Annotated in this window: 12 protein-coding genes; 4 read left to right on the top strand and 8 right to left on the bottom strand. The window is 44.4% G+C overall.

The window, feature by feature from the left end:
* Positions 1 to 10: 10 nt before the first annotated feature.
* Positions 11 to 1,213, bottom strand: coding sequence for a class I SAM-dependent rRNA methyltransferase (locus SOO65_RS12210; RefSeq protein WP_321390183.1), 1,203 nt, complete (start codon positions 1,211 to 1,213; stop codon positions 11 to 13).
* Entirely contained in the window at positions 1,210 to 2,133 is a 924-nt protein-coding gene (locus SOO65_RS12205) for an SAM-dependent methyltransferase (RefSeq protein WP_321390180.1), read from the bottom strand. Before SOO65_RS12205 ends, SOO65_RS12210 begins: the two co-directional genes overlap by 4 nt.
* 45 nt (positions 2,134 to 2,178) lie before the next feature.
* Between SOO65_RS12205 and SOO65_RS12200 the strand changes: the two genes are divergently transcribed.
* Positions 2,179 to 2,922 carry a TrmH family RNA methyltransferase gene (locus SOO65_RS12200; protein ID WP_321390177.1) on the top strand — a complete coding sequence of 248 codons (744 nt, stop codon included), beginning with the start codon at positions 2,179 to 2,181 and terminating at the stop codon, positions 2,920 to 2,922.
* Here SOO65_RS12200 and SOO65_RS12195 read toward each other — a convergent pair.
* The 4 genes from SOO65_RS12195 to SOO65_RS12180 are packed head-to-tail and all read right to left on the bottom strand — an operon-like array spanning position 2,919 to position 7,656.
* Positions 2,919 to 4,817 carry a hypothetical protein gene (locus SOO65_RS12195; protein WP_321390174.1) on the bottom strand — a complete coding sequence of 633 codons (1,899 nt, stop codon included), beginning with the start codon at positions 4,815 to 4,817 and terminating at the stop codon, positions 2,919 to 2,921. The genes SOO65_RS12200 and SOO65_RS12195 overlap by 4 nt on opposite strands.
* Positions 4,818 to 4,874: 57 nt before the next feature.
* The gene (locus SOO65_RS12190) at positions 4,875 to 5,756 is read right to left on the bottom strand and encodes a class I SAM-dependent rRNA methyltransferase (protein ID WP_321390171.1); all 882 of its coding nucleotides are present in this window, start codon (positions 5,754 to 5,756) and stop codon (positions 4,875 to 4,877) included.
* Positions 5,753 to 6,427, bottom strand: a complete 675-nt coding sequence (locus tag SOO65_RS12185) for an SIMPL domain-containing protein (protein WP_321390168.1) — start codon at positions 6,425 to 6,427, stop codon at positions 5,753 to 5,755. The genes SOO65_RS12190 and SOO65_RS12185 overlap by 4 nt, the downstream gene beginning before the upstream one ends.
* Entirely contained in the window at positions 6,424 to 7,656 is a 1,233-nt protein-coding gene (locus tag SOO65_RS12180; protein ID WP_321390165.1) for a hypothetical protein, read from the bottom strand. The genes SOO65_RS12185 and SOO65_RS12180 overlap by 4 nt, the downstream gene beginning before the upstream one ends.
* Positions 7,657 to 7,913: 257 nt before the next feature.
* Between SOO65_RS12180 and htpX the strand changes: the two genes are divergently transcribed.
* Genes htpX through SOO65_RS12165 form a run of 3 tightly spaced genes read left to right on the top strand, consistent with a single transcriptional unit; the run spans position 7,914 to position 12,139 of the window.
* Positions 7,914 to 8,807 carry a protease HtpX gene (htpX, locus tag SOO65_RS12175; RefSeq protein WP_407677013.1) on the top strand — a complete coding sequence of 298 codons (894 nt, stop codon included), beginning with the start codon at positions 7,914 to 7,916 and terminating at the stop codon, positions 8,805 to 8,807.
* A gap of 31 nt (positions 8,808 to 8,838) precedes the next feature.
* Complete coding sequence (locus SOO65_RS12170) at positions 8,839 to 10,485, top strand: ATP-binding protein (RefSeq protein ID WP_321390160.1); 1,647 nt, start codon at positions 8,839 to 8,841, stop codon at positions 10,483 to 10,485.
* On the top strand, positions 10,475 to 12,139 hold the full coding sequence (locus SOO65_RS12165) for a sensor histidine kinase (protein ID WP_321390157.1): 1,665 nt from the start codon (positions 10,475 to 10,477) through the stop codon (positions 12,137 to 12,139). The genes SOO65_RS12170 and SOO65_RS12165 overlap by 11 nt, the downstream gene beginning before the upstream one ends.
* On the opposite strand, the gene SOO65_RS12160 is transcribed toward SOO65_RS12165, so the two are convergent.
* Both SOO65_RS12160 and SOO65_RS12155 read right to left on the bottom strand, forming a co-directional pair.
* Positions 12,136 to 13,086: an NAD(P)H-dependent flavin oxidoreductase gene (locus tag SOO65_RS12160; RefSeq protein ID WP_321390153.1), complete on the bottom strand. Its 951-nt coding sequence runs from the start codon at positions 13,084 to 13,086 to the stop codon at positions 12,136 to 12,138. The two genes, SOO65_RS12165 and SOO65_RS12160, sit on opposite strands and share 4 nt — an antisense overlap.
* 4 nt (positions 13,087 to 13,090) lie before the next feature.
* Positions 13,091 to 13,873, bottom strand: coding sequence for a tRNA (5-methylaminomethyl-2-thiouridine)(34)-methyltransferase MnmD (locus SOO65_RS12155; protein ID WP_321390150.1), 783 nt, complete (start codon positions 13,871 to 13,873; stop codon positions 13,091 to 13,093).
* Between the last annotated feature and the right edge of the window lie 136 nt (positions 13,874 to 14,009).

The raw sequence follows: 14,009 nt of genomic DNA, 5'->3' as shown, positions 1-14,009 counted from the left end.
CGCAGCTTTATTAATCCTGAAAAACCTGAAGATAAACAAACTTCAGATAACGCATTTCAGGCAAAGCGAAAGGGAAGGGATGATCTTCCGGCTGACCCTTAATTAAAAGCACTTTTCCGCGGCGACGGGACTTTGAAAGGGCCTCTTGAACGATCTCGAGGAAAGACTCAAAGCTAATGTGGCCCGAACAACTTGAAGCAGCAAAGAAGCCGCCGTCTTTCACGAGGCGCAGTGAATCGGCGAATATCTTCGTATATGCCTCACGTGCCGATTCAACCGCCTTTTGATTTGGAGCAAAGCTAGGAGGATCAGTGATTACGATGTCCCATTGGCGCTTTGCCTTCTGAGCTTCCGCTACGAATTCAAAAGCGTCTTCGCACAGAGCTTCGTGCTTCTCAGGTGACAGGAGGTTGATCTGCCAATTCACCTCAGAGGCCTTAATAGCGTTCGGAGCGATGTCGACAGTAGTAACCTTAGAGGCACCACCAAGACCGGCATAAATCGAAAATCCGCCGGTATAACCAAAGAGATTTAAGAGTGACTTATCTTTTGAAACGGAACGGATGAAATTTCGGTTTTCACGCTGATCTAAAAAGAAACCAGTCTTGGCGGCATCGATGATGTTTGTGCGGAACTTCACACCGTGCTCGAGGAATTCGAGATCAGTTAGGTTATCGCATTCACCAGCAAGGATAAGACCCTTTTCTTCTTCACGGTTCTTACGTTTGAAGTAAACGCACTTTACCGGAAGATCAGTTTGTTGCATGAAGAATTCAGCGACCGCTTCTTTTTTCCAGAAGGCCTCGGCGGCAGCTCCATCAAGCTTTAATACCAGAACCCCATCATAGAAATCGGCCACCATGCCAGGAAGCTCATCGCCTTCACCGTTTAAAAGGCGAAAGCATTTATTCTCCTGAGACAAGAGGTGCTTTTTATTTTCAATCGCCTGACGGAAACGTTTTTCCACCATGGCGTCGTTAAATTTCTTATCGCCCAGAGTGAGCATACGAAACGAAAGATTAATATTGGGAGAGTAGAAACCATGGGCCAGAACTTCGTTCTTGTGACTTACAAGAAGAACGTATGTACCTTCCGGTGCCTTGATCTTTTCAACGGCATCTGAAAATACCCAAGGGTTTCCTCGCTTAATATGCTTGGTTAAATCACGAGTGAGTTTTAAACGTTGTGTTTTATCAAAGGAAAAGTATTTCACGAGTTAGCTCCTTTCAAAAACCACGTCACTTCGTGTTTATTGTGATGAAGGTGAACAATGCGAGAACCAGGAATCTCCAAAAACTTCAGAGTATTCTCCCAGTCAGTTTCCGCTTGATACTTAATAGTACAAACAAAGTTTTTCACCTTGCCCGCTTCACGGAAGCGGTTCACAAGATTTAATAATCTCTCTGGATAACAAATAATATCTGAGCAGAACCAATCGATTTCTTCGAAGTTCTTTGGATCAAGACCAAAGGCACTTTCCTGTCTGAAATCAATGCGGCCCAAATCCATAATACGTTTTTCAATCGGTGCTTTATCCACGGAATACACTTTATCAAATTCCAATGTGCGAAGAACCCAAGTCCAACCGCCAGGGCAAGATCCCACGTCAATTGAAACTCCACCATGAATCGCCTCAGGCGCGTACACCGTGAAGAACTCCCAGAGCTTCAAATAGGCCCGAGAAGGAGGCATTTCCTTGTCTTCCTGAAAATCCATCTCACCCAAAGCAAAGGGCGAAGAGGTCTTCTGAGTGGCAAGCATTTGATCCGGCCCCCACAGGGTCCAGAACCCCATCGGCATCGACGGTAAGGCGTGACGAAAAGGAATGGGCTTTTTATTGATTTTCGGAAGCTCGTCCTGGATCAATTGAGCACGACGGTGGTGACCCACCGTAAAGAGACCCCAGTTGCGACCAAGGGCCTTAAGCTTCTTAGCTCCGTCGTTAATCGACGTGATATTAATGAACTCCAGATCAAAGGCCGTCATTTGGGCCCAAATGAGCTGAGGGTGATTGCCCTCAACCAGGTATAAACGATCTTTCTTCATGGCCACTTTCAGACCACGAATCTCCAGCTCGCGCTCGAGCTCCGCCTCAAATTTATGAATGGCCAAATAACCTGTGTAAACTGTCATGGGTCTTCTATACACCAAGGGCCCCTTATGTTAAAAGAGCGCATTATGAAACATGCTAAAAAAAACCAAGAAACCAAGGTCTATGGCCGCAATGCCTGCCTTAAAGTATTTGAAAAACGTCGCGAAGACATCGTTAGGGCCTATGTAAACCAGGATGGAGTGTTCTTATACAAAGACCTCATGAAATTTCTGGCCGATCAAAAGCTCGCTTACCATATTGTGAATAATGATGAAATTGAGGGGATTACTAAGGCCACTCACCATGAGGGGATTTGCCTCATCGTGAAGAATAAAGAGCTTCCGGAGCTTAAAACACTCCTTCACGCGAACCCTTACCGAACTCTGATCCTGGCCCTGGAAGAAGTTTCTAATCCGCATAATTTGGGTGCGATCATGCGTTCTGCTGCTCACTTTGGAATCAGCGGAATTATTTATGAAGCGAAGGTACCGGTTGCAAATTCCGGTGCTGCCATGAGAACGGCGGAAGGTGGAGCAGAAGTTGTTCCGGCCATTCAAGTGACTGACTGGGCCCATGTTCTGGATCTGGCGAAGAGAAACAATTTTAAAACACTCGCCACTTCATCTCATGATGGAGAGTCGATTTTTGATTTTGAATTTCCTGAAAAAGCGATTCTTTTCCTGGGTGCGGAAGGCGAGGGTCTTTCAAACTCTATGATGAAGAAGATGAATAAGCTTCTTTCGATTCCTGGTACCGGCGAAGTGGAAAGCTTAAACGTTTCCAATGCCACGACCGCCATTCTGACTGAATGGTTCCGTCAGGGTCTCTAGCGCATATTTAAAGCAAACTGAATCACCATTTCAGATATCTTTTCCTGGGCCATGTCCTGGCCCTGGCTTTTTGCTGCATCAAAAACTTTGTGAAGAAGTTTGTGGGACTCCTCAACACTTCCGCCAGTGGCAGCGAGAGCGGTTTTTTGTAGTTGGAAAAAGCTAATACCGGTTGATGCAAACTCTTTAATATATTGAACCTTGAGTTTCATGTATTCAGAGTAGTGCTTTCTTAAATTGGCCTCGATTAAAAAATCCTCAGTACCTTTTTTCGCAAGCAAAATCTCACGGGCAAATTTCTTTTCTTGCTGAGAGCGAATGGCAAAGTAAGTTCCCGAGCTGACACTTTTTACCACTCCTGCCGTGGCGATCAGGACCGCGGCACCTTCGGGTGCACCGATACCAGTGAGAATAAGACCCACACCGATAATATTACCACCCCAGGTGATGACGTTATCTGTGGTCTCACGACGTTTAACGTCTTTATCAACTTCAATCACAGCTTTCGCGAAATCCTTAATGCCTTGAGGGAAATGCACCAATGCCTCAGCAGTCGCGGCCTGATTGGTTTGAATAAAATATTCCAGTGCTCTTTGAGAGGCATGACGGTCATAGCGCGCTTTCAGGATCTTTACATTCACGCGAGTCATGTATTCTTCAACATTGGCCTCGGCCTCTTTAATCGCCAGACGAATGAGTTCAGCGTCTTTTTTTAGAGTCGAAGGTACGCAGCGAAGGTTTGTTCCAGCGGGCTCATTAAAGTTATTCATCTCATTCATAGAACGAGTCAAAAAGAGAATCCCCATATCTTGTTCCATGATGGACATGGTGAGGATTTCCTGATTTTTCTTAGAGAGCTTTCTATGTTTTACGTAACGAACAATATTTCGCCCGTCCGCAATCATCTCAAGAGCGTGAGGTTTGCTCTTATCAAGGTCCCAGATATAACCGTTCTTTTTAAGCGAAGAACAAAAGTTCTTTGCAAGGTTCTCTGTACTCACGACCTGAATAACTTTTCTCATGTTATCCACATAGGTCATGGCACCTTTGGTGAAATCTGATTTCTCGCGAGGAGTACATCCTTCACAGTTCGCATTCACAAACCGAGCGACCTTGTTTTCCGTCTGGCTTCGATTTAATTCATTCGTGAGATAGTAAATACTCGCAATGGTCTTGGCACTATTGGCGGCCGCGCGAATTCCGATGCGGTGATTGATCTGCATCTTCTCCGCGAGTTCCTGATTAAGCGCACGAGTCGTGATTGGCGTGTGCTTCATGAAAGTATCAAGACTCGGATTAGTCGTGGTTTCATTCTTAGCAGTCGGGAACAACTCTTCAAAGGGAGTGTGAGCGTCCATGGCCAGAAGATCATTCATATTGGAGGACATAAGAAAGAAGGGCACATTACTTGAGCGTGATTTACCTTGAACCACTCCGACCGAGACCTTGTTGGTGCGAATGTAAAATCGCCCTTCCGCCCGAGGAGAAAAATCTCCCAAGTGGCCAATCATGCTGGTGGCAATGTTAGTTCCGTACTCAGTGATTTTATAGTTCTTCTTCATCGCTTCTAAGCGCTGATAAAAAATTTCTTGATGGAGAGTCGTGTAGAACTCTGTTTGGAGATCATACCAATCATCGGAGTAGAGTGATTGAACAGCAGTAGCACTTTGTAGGAAATAACGATTGAGGTCTTTAACTGGAACTCCAACATCTTTTGAAAGGAGCTGCTCCATCATTCGGCGACTGAAGTGAAGACTTTCCAGTCGTGTTTTTTGATCGATGACTGGATTGCGGGTTTCTTCCATCAGTGAGGTCAAAGACTCTACCGTGGCCCGATCTTTTGCTGACGTATGAAGAGAGAACGCACTCAAGAGAATGATAATTAAGACCTTCATGGTCTCGCTTATCGGATACTTGAGTAGAATGCTTTAATTGTGCTTAAGTTCTTGAAACTACTTCTGGTAGCTTCGAGCGGCGGCATAAATACCGGCCGGAAGAATGCGGGCGTCGTTTTGATGCCTTACACCCAGCTCACTTGCCTCAATGTCCTTCCACCGCTTGTCCCAAATGAGGTTTCTCAGGGCCTCAGGTTGAACACCGTGGGTATGACTTGATAGGAACAGGAAGCTGTTCTCGCGATTAATCACGGACAGCATTCCATCCACTAGAAGATGAATGTGCTTTTCAAAATCCCAAACTTCTTTTTTTACACCATGGCCCCAGCTAGGAGGATCGGCGAGGATTCCGTCATACATGAAGTTCTTTTTAAAAGAGTGACGAATGAATTCCTGAGCATCACCCTGGACCCAGCGAATAGCGTCCGCTTTGATCTTACTTTGGGCCTGAGACTCTTTCCCCCAATCAAGGACACCCTTAGAGCTGTCCACGTGGAAAACTTCAGCACCGGCCGCGGCCATGACGATACTTGCACATCCGGTGTAACCAAAAAGGTTCACGACCTTGGGAGCGCGACCTAGTTTTTGTTTTAGAAATTTAACTTCTTCATAGAGCCACATCCACACCGGAATCTGCTCAAAGAAAACTCCACAATGCCCGAATGAAGTGAATTTCAAACGGAAAGAGAGTTGTTTCCCATCGATAGTAAAAGGCAGAGAGAGATTCTCTGCAGGCTCTTTCTTGTGTTCCCATTTCCCACCGCCATCTTTAGTGCGGATCACATTAGATGTGACCTGATTCCACTCAGAATCTTTCAGCATGGGCTTCCAGATGGCCTGAGGGCTTGGACGGTTTACTTTTAGACCTGAGATAATTTCAAGTTTACGGCCCAGACCAGAGTCCAGGAGTTGATAGTGGGAAAGGTTTTGCGTAATCATTTAATTTTGAATGTGACCTGAATGTTAGTTGAATATTGTTGTGTTCCTGGCTCAATCTGAGCAGGAGCTGCGTCCATAGATTTCATCATCGCGCGTTCCATGACTGGAACCGGTTGAGGCATCTGCGGGACTTCATTTAATTTAATAACGTCGCCAAGTTTAAAGCCGAGCTTCTTAGCAAGTTGTTGGGCCTTGCCCTTTGCATCGTCGGCCGCGATATCAAGGCACTTTAAGTATTCTTTCTGCGACTTCTCTAAAGAGAGAAAGGTCGTAAGAGACCCTACGTTAATCACACCAACTTTCGCAGCAGACTGCATCGCCTCGCCAATGCGGGCAATCTCAGAAGTTGTAACTTCTAACGAAAGAGTGGCCCGAATGCCTTTATCTACGATTTTTTCTTTCTCGTACTCACGAACCGGGAACACATTGTAGTTTGTGTTTTTAAGTTCAAGGTCAGCAAGGTTTAATTTTTTAATTTCTTCCTTAAGCTGATTAATCTGTTCTGTCGTCTTTTTAACAGCATCTTTCTGATCACGTGCCTGATTCTCGGCCGTGAACGTAATCGCCCCACGATCAGGAGTAACCTTGATCTCACAGTTACCCTGAACTGAAATCTCAGGATCGTCGGCAAATGCAGCCACCGAAAAAAGAAGAACAATTAAATACTTCATAGGATGCCTCTAAGAGCAAGATCATCAGCTGTCACAGGTGCTGCCTTATCATCGATTTCCACGATATAAAGAATGCCTTTTACTTTTACTTCGTTTTCGAAAGAAGGACGAAGATCCATTGCTTTCATAATATCGTCAAGTAGTTCGCGCTGATCTCTGTAAGTAATTGTACCGTAGGTGTTCTCACGTTGAGCGATACAGCCACTGGTTCTCATGAAAGGGAAGTAAGGCGTCGTTGGATCCTTATTGATTTTCCCAGTCCCATGAATACGGAACAGGTTTCTTCCGGCGTCACGAGCAACTGTTGAAGTTCTCCACCAGTCCTGATCATGAGATGAAGCCGGAAGTAGAGACTTAAAAAGAACCTCGTCTTTTGATTTCGGAACAAAGTTCAGCATCATACGACGGAACTTACCAAACGAGATCTGTTGATCGGCCGCCGGCATTACTGAATCAATTGTAAAGATACCCGCTGGAGTGTTTCCGTTACGAGTGTAGCTCGGAAGTCCATGGGCCGAAGAAGCGAGAGACGGATGATTCCAGATTGAACCGTCAGCTTCTCTTACGACTTCACCATGAATGTTTCTCATGACCATGAGACACGGATACAAACGGTTCTCACGACAGAACATGAAGATTTTTACACTCTTCACATACTCACCGTTCATATAAGTCGTTGCATCTGGAGTCTTATGGAAAAGATCTTCAATGAGATCATCCGTGATTTCTTTTCTGCGAACTTCATCTTCTGCAATATCAAAATACTCAGGGTGAGTTTTCGCAAGCTCAACGACATCAGTGTGTCCCGCTGTCAGGATTTCTTTCTCGTAGGCGGCCAGAGTGTAAATGAGTTTAATTTCAACTTCCGGAGTACGAAGAACATTAATCAGTTCATTCACTAGTTCTGCCGGGAGAGTTGTCGTACGGCTATACTTAATTCTTAAAATCGCCACACGAAGCTTCTCCACTAGTTCATAGTGATAAGTCTTCACACTATCCAAAACGTCCTTGGCATTCGGGTCTCCTTCATCCAGAGCGTCCCAAAGCGCATCCACAAACAAAGACTGATCAAAAGCAACTAGCCCTGATCTCTGGTTAATGGTGTTGTTATGAATAAGTTGTTTGAAATCTTGGTAAAGAGTTTCTTCCAGAACCTGATCTTCATTTGGAGTGGCCCAGGCAAGTGGGAGAAATACGAACATAAGTGCAAGCGACATCCAATGTTTCATGCGATAAGTCCTTTTAATAATTCGTGAGACTCAAAGCGTAACAATCCGCAGGTCAGTCGACAAGGAATTAAATGTGACTCACTCGGCCATTCGATCCATGAAGGCCCTCTTTGTTTTACCCTCTGGCGAACTCCGCAAACAAGCCTACTTGCAGAGGCCTGGGCGCTAATAATTCTAATACTCTAGGTTCACTAACCTTGACGTTCGATTAAAAAGTATTAACTTTAAAATGTTCCAAGGAACAATTTAGGAGTTTCATAATGTTTAAACGTATTTTCTTATTCGTTCTCACTAACATTTTAGTGATGGTTTCTGTGTCTATTATCCTTTCGGTTCTAGGCGTTGGAAATTATCTCACAGCATCGGGAATTAACTATCAGGCCCTCATGGTGTTCTGTTTGGTTTGGGGTTTTGTTGGATCGGGGATTTCCCTTCTCCTTTCAAAATTCATGGCCAAGAGAATGATGGGTGTTGAGATCGTTGATGAACGTTCTCAATATGGTGACCTTGTTCGTAAAGTTCACCTTCTGGCAAAACAAGCTGGTATCGAGAAAATGCCTGAAGTAGGTGTTTATCATTCTCCAGAAGTAAACGCCTTCGCGACTGGGCCTACAAAAAACAACGCACTTGTGGCGGTGTCTACTGGTCTTCTTCAACAGATGAACACTGAAGAAGTTGAGGGTGTGCTCGCTCACGAAGTTGCTCACGTAGCAAACGGCGATATGGTAACGATGGCCCTGGTTCAGGGTGTAGTGAACGCCTTTGTTATGTTCTTCGCGCGTGTTGCTGCTTTCGCTTTGTCACAAGCGATGAGTGGCGACAGAGATGATGACAGACCAGTAACAAGCGGCATGGGTTACCATTTAACTGTTATGGTTTGTGAGATTCTTTTCTCATTCCTGGGTATGTTTGTGGTTGCTTACGTTTCTAGAATGCGTGAGTTTCGCGCAGACCAAGGGGGCGCTAAGTATGCAGGTAAACATAAAATGGTTGCCGCATTAAGACGCCTGCAACAAAAAATTGATATGGTGGATGACTCTCAAGACGCTATGAAGGCCATGAAAATTTCTTCTAAGAAAGGTTTCATGAATTTCCTTTCAACTCACCCAAGTCTTGAAGATCGTATTGCTGCTTTAGAACGTTCTTATTAATATCTTTGGGGAGCCTTGATGGCTCCCCAATATGGATATACAAAAAACCGTTGAACAAAAATTATGTGAGCTTCATAAACACCGCAGTCGTGTAGGTATCCTTCCTGCGTTACTTGTCGCTCTGGCTTCCATCTTCATTCAAAGAGAAAAATTAATCGTTGATGATCTCTGGATTGTGACAATCTTGATCATCATCACGACTTGTGTCTTTCGATTGATCCTTTCTGGTCCGCTCTTCAAGAGGTGGTCAGAAGGTAGTGTTCCTTTGCACTTCTTCAATATTTTTGTTTATGGCGGGTTGGGAATTGGTTGGGGACTTCATTTTTATGATGTTCACTCTCATTATGGGGCCAATTCTCAGAACGTCATTTTTACTCTTTTGATCCTGGTCGCCTTCATGACCAGTTCTTCCACCACCATGATTGGAAATAAGTACTCTTATTACTCTTACGTGATTTCTATTTCCATCATGGCAATTCTGACTTACATAGCGACTGCGGATCACTCTCATATCTACGTGGTCTTTTTCATTCTGATCTTTCTGGTTTTTAGTATCGCTAATTATCGCCTCAGCCGAAAACAGTTGATCTCCCTGATTTATGCCCAGACTAAATCCGATTTAGAAACAAAGCGCATGAATAAACTCATCAACGCCGTTCCTGGTTTCGTTTCCTTAATCGATGATCAACGGGTGATATACATGGCCAATTCTGCGGTTCTAACCATCTACCCTGACATCGTGGGGAAAAGAATTGGTGAAGTTGATTTGAATGCTGGTTGGGAAGAAAAAACGATTAGTTTTTTAGAATCTGATCTTAAAGAAACCATCTATGAGGCCTCAAGAAACATCAATGGGAATGAACTTTTTCTACTGACCAAGTTGCAAAAACTAGAAGACGGGGGAGCGATTGTAGTATCCATGCGAATCAACGAATTAGTTGAGGCCCGTAAAAAACTTCGTGAGCAAGAAGCGAAGGCCCAGTATTCTGCCAAGCTTGCCTCACTAGGGGAGATGGCCGCAGGTATTGCTCATGAGGTAAATAATCCTCTCACCATTGTTCAAGGATCCGCGCGATTAATTCAATCTATGATCAAAGAAGAGCCTCTGGACATTGAGAACATCAGTGCCCTCAGTGGGAAGATGGTTGAAACAAGCGAGCGCATTTCTAAGATCATTCGAAGTCTAAAATCGCTTTCAAGAAATGGTGAAAACGATCCTATGACTCCTGTTGCTGTCATCAAAATCATCGATGAGTGCCTGGATATTTCTGCTCAACGATTTCTCACCCGAGGGGTGAAGCTTCACTATCCCCGGATTTCTCCGAACCTTAAGATAAATTGTCGTGAGGTACAGATTGGACAAGTTTTTCTTAATTTATTAGGAAACTCTATCGATGCTGTTAAAAATGCCACAAATCCTTGGATCGAACTTAAAGTTTCTAAGGACAAAAATTGGGTGGATATATTTGTAATTGATTCAGGCCCGGGGATTCCAGTTGAAATTCAACAGAAAATCATGGAACCTTTTTTCACGACAAAAGAACTCAATCAGGGAACCGGGCTCGGGCTATCCATTTCGAAGAACATTCTTCGTGACCATGGGGGTGAACTCACACTCATGGCGGATGAACCGCATACGACTTTCAGGATGAGATTGCCGGCGGTGCATGGGTCATAAACTGAAAGAATTTGTAGAAAAGCGATTAATAGGAGAGCTCAGAGTTCGTAATAAACGACTCATGGTTCCCCATGTTGCTCTTATTATTCTGAGTGTTCTGCTGCTTTTCAAAACTCATCAAACTCACCCGCTGACATTTGTTCCTTATGTCATAATTATTTTTTCGCTTCTCATGCGAATTTATATTTCGAGCAAGAAGGAACTTGCACTCAGAAAAGACAAGTTTTATTACTGTGCCTTTCTTTTCTTTGTAGCGACCACAGGTTTAAGTTGGTCTTGGATGTTTTGGCAAGTTGAGGCCATTCATGGTTTCTTTGCGGTGGAATCGCTGTATTGCTTGGGTGTCATTATTACTTTGATGGCCGGTGGTGTAACTGCTTTTGCGGCATCACTCACAGTCGCGGCAGTTTTTTTTACCTCAGTGTCTGTCCTGCCAGTGGCCTTTTTCTTCACCGATACAAACCATGCTTCTCTTATCCTGGGATCGCTTTACCTCATTAATCTCATTTACCAGTTCTATCACACAACGATCTCTCGTCGATATCTCATTGAGTCCATCGTTAGTGAGGCCCGCGCTCTCGAGCAGAAGGACGCGCTTCAGGAATTTATTGATGCCATTCCTGGAATCGTAGGATTTGTAGATCGAAATGCCACGTATGTCATGCTTAACAACTTCCTCGATGGGACTGTTAAAAATAAAATCTTAGGCACAAAGGTCGGAACGACGTTACCTAATAATCCGCTTTCTAAACTCATTCTTGATTTCCTGAAGAGTGAAGAAAAGCACATTGTAAAAGAGATGTACGCGGAAGATCTTACCGGTGAGAACTGGTACATGGTGAACCTCAAAAAGGTTTCGTCACCATTGGATGGAATTCTTGCGGTTGTTCTGCCTATTAATGATCTTGTGAAGGCGAAGAACGACCTCAGAATCCAGGAGGCCCGTTCTCAGTATGCTTCAAGACTCGCTTCACTTGGAGAGCTCTCGGCGGGAATTGCTCATGAGGTGAACAATCCACTTACAATTATCGAAGGTGCGGCCAATTTGATGAAGATCATCATTAAGGACACTCCTGAGGATGTTGCCTCATTGGACCTGGCCGCGAACAAGGTCATTGATACCTCACAAAGAATTGCCAAAATCATTAAGTCGCTTCGAACGCTTTCAACGGACGCAGAAGAAGAACCATTCAAAAACGTTTCCTTTGATTCGATCATTGAACCCATTATTGAGATCAGCAAAGGCAAACTTGATTCTGCGGGAATTAAACTTCGAGTAATTAAAAGTGAAAGTGATGTGGCCCTTTTTGGGAATGAAATCCAGCTTAGCCAGGTCATCATGAATCTTATTGCAAACTCCATCGACGCCGTTCAAGAATTGAACGAGAGGTGGATCGAAATTCACTATCAGCCGAACTTTGAATGGTGTGATATTTTGGTGGTCGATTCAGGAAATGGAATTCCACCTGAACTCCATGCGCGATTAATGGAGCCATTCTACACAACGAAAGAGGCCCATCAAGGAACTGGATTGGGTCTTTCAATCTCTAAGAACATTATTGAAATTCATCACGGGACTCTGAGTGTCATGAAAGACTCTAAGAACACAACTTTTAGAGTGAGACTTCCTAGAATGAATCCATGGGGCTATTAGAAAAAACGTCCGTTTGATGGCAGGGCCCGGCGCTGTTCTTCGATTAGTCTTTCCACTAATTGGGCAACAGTCGGAACATCTTTAATGAGACCAGAAATCTGGCCCACTTCAATTTCACCGTCATTCATATCACCTTCCAGCATGCCTTTTTTAGCACGGCCGTGACCAAGGTGTGCCTCTAGTTCTTCTTTACTGGCACCAGCGTCTTCGAGTTTTTTAATTTCCTCAAAGAATCTGTTTTTAAATAAACGAACAGGGACTGACTTTTTCATCATGAGCATAGTACTCGCTGAGTTCGAACTGATTATGGCATTTTTAAAATTGTCGTGCGCGCTTGATTCAACGGTTGCAACAAAACGAGTACCAAGTTGAGCACCGGCCGCACCTAAGCACATGACTGCCGCAATTGCGCGACCATCTCCGATACCACCGGCAGCGATGACGGGAATTTTTACCGCATCAACTACCTGAGGAATTAGTGCCAGAGTTGTGATCTCTTCACGTCCATTGTGTCCTCCGGCCTCAAAACCTTCAGCAATAACGGCGTCACATCCGGCCAGCTCACATTTAAGAGCGAGTTCCGGACTCGATGTCACGTGAATCACCGTACAGCCCTGATCTTTTAACCAAGATGTATAGGTCTTCGGAGAACCAGCAGAAGAGATGATGGTTTTAATTCCATGTTTCAAGGCAACTTCTAATTGCTCTTTGGTTTTCTCATAGAGAAGGGGAACGTTAACGGCCAATCTCTCCGGATGATTTGTTAGAGATTTTGCTTTTAAAATATGATGTTCAAGCAGGTCTGGTTTCATGGAACCCGCACCAACCACTCCCAGGATGCCTGCGTTGGCAGAAGCGGCGGCAAGTTTTCCACTCGATACCCAAACCATTCCGGCCTGGACAATAGGGTACTCAAGAGGCAATAAATCACAGATAGTTTTTCTCATAGGCTTATTTTGTCAGAAAATCATTTATGTTGCTATCAGAGAGTACCAATGCTGGAGAGCGTTCCATCTGAAGAATGATCTCAGGATCTGTTTCACCCGTAAGCGTTGCGCGAGTGCTGGTGCGCTTTGGACCAAACTTCTCACCTTTCTTAACTTGCCACCCTGAAGCAGTGAGACTTTTTCGGATAGAAGTACTGGCCGAATAGGTCGAGAGAATTACGTCATGATCGGCGTGCTCTTTTAAAAATTTAAACCATTCCTTGGTCCAGAGAATGGGATTTCTCTTTGGAGAGAATGCGTCCTGGTAAATGGCATGCCACTTTACGGCCACATAACTCACGTACATCGGAAGGGTCTTTCTTCCATCTCCACATAGAATGGTGAGTTTGCAGCCAAGCGCTTCGGCCTCAAGAACTTCCAAGTCGCCCAACTTTTTCCACTGTAAATTTTTGAGAAATGAATGATCACTGAATTTTTGGCGAAACCATTCAAGAAGGTTTCGATCAATTTCCATGGAAATAAAATGCCAAGGTCTTTCAGTGCCAACAACTTCAAGAGTCGTGAGAAACCCAATCCCCAAACCGAAACCAACTTCAAGAATGTTCAAGGGAGAATGCTGCCTTAGTTTGCTCACGATCTGACAACCTTCTACATAGTGAAGAAGCGTTTCTGCTCGAGCTCCAGTAGTCGAATGACAGGCCTCTTGAAAGGCCTCAGAGAAGAGTGTGAAGGACCCATCTTGAGTCTCAACTAGTGTATGTCCGGGAGGTAAAATTCCATTACTCATGGCCAAAGTTTAGCTCAAGATATCTTAAATGCCATCATTCGGTGGCACGTTTTTCGCTCTAAAAGACCGTTTTTTGGTGGGGCACTGTAGTTTCGAGGGGTTCCCGTTAGAATGGTTAAGTATTAAGGAAAAACTG

Origin of the sequence: Peredibacter starrii (genome assembly GCF_034259205.1) — a bacterium.
GTDB classification, from domain to species: Bacteria; Bdellovibrionota; Bacteriovoracia; order Bacteriovoracales; family Bacteriovoracaceae; genus Peredibacter; species Peredibacter starrii.
Note: the sequence above shows the minus strand (reverse complement) of the source record. Positions and strands in the feature narration are given on the sequence as shown.

Bases quoted from the DNA above. Each gene is read 5' to 3' on its own strand.
- SOO65_RS12160 (WP_321390153.1), bottom strand. From the start codon at position 13,086: ATGAGAAAAACTATCTGTGATTTATTGCCTCTTGAGTACCCTATTGTC.
- SOO65_RS12200 (WP_321390177.1), top strand. From the start codon at position 2,179: ATGAAACATGCTAAAAAAAACCAAGAAACCAAGGTCTATGGCCGCAAT.
- SOO65_RS12170 (WP_321390160.1), top strand. From the start codon at position 8,839: ATGGATATACAAAAAACCGTTGAACAAAAATTATGTGAGCTTCATAAA.
- SOO65_RS12195 (WP_321390174.1), bottom strand. From the start codon at position 4,817: ATGAAGGTCTTAATTATCATTCTCTTGAGTGCGTTCTCTCTTCATACG.
- SOO65_RS12165 (WP_321390157.1), top strand. From the start codon at position 10,475: ATGGGTCATAAACTGAAAGAATTTGTAGAAAAGCGATTAATAGGAGAG.
- SOO65_RS12190 (WP_321390171.1), bottom strand. From the start codon at position 5,756: ATGATTACGCAAAACCTTTCCCACTATCAACTCCTGGACTCTGGTCTG.
- SOO65_RS12180 (WP_321390165.1), bottom strand. From the start codon at position 7,656: ATGAAACATTGGATGTCGCTTGCACTTATGTTCGTATTTCTCCCACTT.
- SOO65_RS12185 (WP_321390168.1), bottom strand. From the start codon at position 6,427: ATGAAGTATTTAATTGTTCTTCTTTTTTCGGTGGCTGCATTTGCCGAC.
- SOO65_RS12205 (WP_321390180.1), bottom strand. From the start codon at position 2,133: ATGACAGTTTACACAGGTTATTTGGCCATTCATAAATTTGAGGCGGAG.
- SOO65_RS12155 (WP_321390150.1), bottom strand. From the start codon at position 13,873: ATGAGTAATGGAATTTTACCTCCCGGACATACACTAGTTGAGACTCAA.